The sequence below is a fragment of the Ideonella sp. P3_A4 genome, assembly GCF_056403075.1.
The window spans coordinates 1-4,252 of the sequence record NZ_JBFUGE010000527.1 but is presented as its reverse complement, the minus strand read 5'-3'; the positions used below and the strand labels follow the sequence as shown (position 1 = coordinate 4,252).

Below are 4,252 nucleotides of genomic sequence, written 5' to 3'. Positions count from 1 at the left end.
TGCTTGACCGAAGCGTGCGCGACCCGGCCCGGGGCGAAATCGGCCGCGGCAATGCATGGCGCGCGGCGCTCGAATCGAAGGACACGGCGCTGCTGGCCTGGATCGAGTCGGCCATGTTGCAGGCGGCCCAGGCCAGCCCGACTTACGCCGTCGAAGCCAGCGTCGAGCAAGATGGCAAGCGCCAACCGCTGACCGACGGGCGAACCATCGCGCTGCGGGCAGCACCCTTCCGCCTCGTCTTCCGCCTGAGCGGGGACGACGCGCCGGGTGTCGTGCTCGCGAGCTCGTTGTCGCCCGCCTTCGCCGCGGCGGCCAAGCGCCAGGAGCGGTCCAACGGCTTGCTGATCCCCGCGCGCAGCGGCGCCTTGGCCAACGTGCCGGAACCGGGTTCGTATGAACTGCTCGCCTACGACCCGCCGGCACCGAATCGCCCCGCCGATCAGCACTGGGGTGGCCACATGTTGCTGAGCCCCGACGCGTCGGCCCGGCGTGATTTCCACACCCGACAAGGGCGCGAATTCGTGCGCGAGGTGCGCGCCATCGCCCCGGTGCCCGAAGACGGCACACCGCCATCCGCACTCGACGTGACGACCCTGAAGGGCCGCCGCCTGACGCTGGTCTATGGCAGCTCGCTGCTGCTCGACCCCATCGAATGGGCGCCGTGGGTGAACGCCCGCGCCGTCACATTGACCTTCCGCTGAGCACGCCCGCCACGACTGGTCACAGGCGAGGCATCAGCCTCAGCGACAATCGCGCCCGTGATGTATGCCCTGTTCGATGACGCCGGCAAATTCCTCGCCGGCCGCGTGATGTCCGAAGCCGACAGTTCGATGCAGGTCGAGCTGGATTCAGGCAAGCGCGTGAAGGTCAAATCCGCCAACGTGCTGCTGCGCTTCGACAAGCCGCAGCCGGCCGAGTTGTTGGCGACTGCGCACGCGCGCGCCCCCGAGATCGACCTCGATCTGGCCTGGGAATTTGCGCCCGAAGGCGAGTTCGGCTTTGCCGAGTTGGCGCGCGACTACTTCGATGCGAAAGCCGGCCCTGAGCTGCAAGCGGCAGCGCTGTTCCGCCTGTTCGACGCGCCGCATTACTTCCGCCGCGCCGGCAAGGGCTTGTTCAAGAAGGCGCCGGAAGAGATCGTCAAGGCCGCGCTGCTCGCCATCGAGCGCAAGAAGCAGCAAGCCGCGCAGATCGAGGCCTGGGCCGAGGAGCTGGCCGCCGGCCAATGTCCGGGCCCGGTGCGCGAGCAGCTTTACAAGATCCTGTTCAAGCCCGACAAGAACGCGCCCGAGTACAAGGCCGTCGTCGAGGCGGCCAAGCGCAGCCAGCGTGCACCGCTGGATCTGCTGACCGCCTCCGGCGCGATCAGCAGCCCGTACCAGTTTCACTGGCGCCGTTTCCTGTTCGAGACCTTCCCAAAGGGCTACGGATTCCCGGCGCTCGAGGCGCCTGCGATCCGCGACGAGTTGCCCCTCTCGCCGGTGCGGGCCTTCTCGATCGACGACTCGCAGACGACCGAGATCGACGATGCACTGTCGGTCCAGGGTCTGGGCAGCGGCACCGTCACCTTCGGCATCCACATCGCCGCGCCGGCGCTGGCGTTCACGCCCGATTCGGCGCTGGACAAGGTCGCACGCGACCGCCTGTCCACTGTCTACATGCCGGGCTTCAAGATCACGATGCTGCCCGATGCTGTCGTGCAGGCCTACACGCTGATCGAGGGGCGCGACTGCCCGGCCGTCAGCCTGTACGTCACGATCGACGAGGCCACGCTGGAGGTGAAGAGCAGCGAGACCAAGCTCGAGCGGGTGCCGATTGCGGCGAACCTGCGCCACGACCAGCTGGACGAGTACGTCACCGAAGCCACGCTGACCGGCGAAGCGCCGGCCAGCTACCCGTTCGCGACCGAACTGGCGTTCTGCTTCCGCCTCGCGCAATCACTGAAGGCGGCGCGCGAGGTCGTGCGCGGCAAGCCGGAAAACTTCAACCGGCCGGACTACAACTTCCGCCTCGAAGGCAACGGCGGTGCCGAGCCCGATGGCAGCGAAACGGTGCGCATCACCGAGCGCCGCCGCGGCGCGCCGCTGGACCTGATCGTCTCGGAAGCAATGATCCTGGCCAACAGCCGCTGGGGCGGCTGGCTCGGCGAGCTTGGCGTGCCCGGCATCTACCGCAGCCAGGCCAGCCTCGCACCCGGCGTGAAGGTACGCATGGGCGTGAAGCCAGCGCCGCACGCCGGCATGGGCGTCGCCCAGTACACCTGGGCCACCTCTCCACTGCGGCGTTATGTCGACCTGGTCAACCAGTGGCAGATCATTGCCTGCGCTCGCCACGGCCGCACCGCTGCGCTGGCCGCACCGTTCAAGCCCAAAGACGCGACGCTGTTCTCGATCATCTCGGGTTTCGACGGCGCCTACACCGCCTACAACGGCTTCCAGAATGGCATCGAGCGCTACTGGGCGCTGCGCCATGTCGAGCAGCAAGGCCTGACCGAATTGGATGCGTCGGTGATGAAAGACGGACTGGTCCGCTGCGACCACCTGCCGCTGGTCTTCCGTGCGCTCGGCACCGACAGCCTGCCGCGCGGCACCCATGTACGGGTTCGCGTCACCGGCATCGACTTGCTGACGCTCGACCTGCACGCCAGCCTGGTCGCGCGCCTGGATGACGGTGCCGCCGACGAAGCCGCAGCCGAGGAAGAAGGCGAAGGTGACGTCGAGCAAGCCGCCGCCGGTGCGCTGACGCTGGCGATCGACCTCACGGACGGCGGCGACGGCAACAACGAAGCGCCCGGCGCCGTGCCGGCCGCCGCCTGAGCGCCATGCGCTGGCTCGCTTACCTCAAGGGGCTGCCGCTGACGGCGCTGCACTGGGCGCTGATCGCCTCGGTCGCCGTGCATGGCGTGTTGCTGACCATGCGCTTCGTCAACCCCGAGGCCTTCAACCGGGTGTTCGAGGACACGCCGCTGGAGGTCGTGCTGGTCAACGCGCGCTCCGACGAGAAGCCGCTCAAAGCGCAAGCCATCGCGCAAGCCAGCCTGGCCGGCGGCGGCGAGGCCGAGAAGGGCCGTGCGACGTCGCCGCTGCCGCCGTCGGCGATCACGATCACCGGTGACGCCGAGACCGAAGCGACCAAGCAGGTCGAGCAGATGCAGGACGTGCAGCAGCAGCTGCTGGCGCAGATCCGGCGCGAGATGGCGCTGCTGCCGCCGCCCGACCCGGCCCGTCCGGTCCAGAGCCGCGACGAGGCCGAGCGTGAAGAGCGCCGGCGTCAGCTGCTGCGTATGCTGGCCGAGATCGAAAAGCGCATCAACGACGAGAACGCGCGGCCGAAGAAGCGCTACATCAGCCCGGCGACGCGTGAAGAGGTCTATGCCCTCTATTACGACACGCTGCGCCGCAAGATCGAAGAGCGCGGCACGCGCAACTTCCCCGAGTACAAGGGCCAGAAGCTGTACGGCGAGTTGACGATGAACCTGACGATCGACTCGCGCGGCCACGTGATCGAGGCCGAGGTCGTGCGGCCGGCCAAGTCGGCGGAGTTGAACCGGCGCGCCGTGGCCATCGTGCATGCGGCCGGACCGTTCGGCCCTTTCACCACCGCCATGCGCAACCAGGCCGACCAGATCGTCGTCACCTCGCGCTTCCGCTTCACCCGTACCGACGGGCTGGAGACCACGCTCAGCAACGCGACGCCGCGCTGACGCGCTGGGCGCCTGATTCGCACCGCCGATGACCCTGTCGACGTCCGCACTCGACCGCTACGCCGTGCTGGGCAACCCAGTCGCGCACAGCCGCTCGCCCGCCATCCATGCCGCATTCGCGGCCGCCACAGGGCAGGCGATGAGCTACGAGCGGGTGCTGGCACCGCTGGATGGCTTCGAGGCAACGCTGCGAGCCTTTGCCGCGGATGGTGGCAAGGGCTGCAACGTGACGGTGCCATTCAAGTTCGACGCCTTCCGCCTCTGCCCCCGCCACACCGAACGCGCGGCGCTGGCCCAGGCTGTCAACGTGGTCCGCTTTGATGCCGAAGGCTGGTGGGCCGACAACACCGACGGCGTCGGCCTGATCACCGACATCGAGCGCAATGCAGGTCAGGCGATCGCGGGGCAGCGCGTGCTGCTGATCGGCGCCGGCGGCGCGTCGGCGGGCGTGCTGGGGCCGCTGCTGCAGGCTGCGCCGGCGGAGGTGGTGGTCGCGAACCGGACGGTCGAGCGCGCACAGGCCTTATGCGATCGGCATCAGGCGCTGGC

Annotated in this window: 4 protein-coding genes; all 4 read left to right on the top strand. The window is 68.7% G+C overall.

Translation table 11 applies throughout. The features are described from left to right. Nucleotides 1–701, top strand: a 701-nt coding sequence (locus AC1DYI_RS28215) for a hypothetical protein (RefSeq protein WP_477207437.1), incomplete at its 5' end; no start/stop codon positions are given. Nucleotides 702–761: 60 nt separating this feature from the next. Then, nucleotides 762–2,816: a ribonuclease catalytic domain-containing protein gene (locus AC1DYI_RS28210; protein WP_477207438.1), complete on the top strand. Its 2,055-nt coding sequence runs from the start codon at nt 762–764 to the stop codon at nt 2,814–2,816. 5 nt (nt 2,817–2,821) lie between these two features. Beyond that, nucleotides 2,822–3,703, top strand: coding sequence for an energy transducer TonB family protein (locus AC1DYI_RS28205; RefSeq protein WP_477207436.1), 882 nt, complete (start codon nt 2,822–2,824; stop codon nt 3,701–3,703). 28 nt (nt 3,704–3,731) lie between these two features. Next, nucleotides 3,732–4,252, top strand: a 521-nt coding sequence (aroE, locus tag AC1DYI_RS28200) for a shikimate dehydrogenase (RefSeq protein WP_477207435.1), incomplete at its 3' end; no start/stop codon positions are given.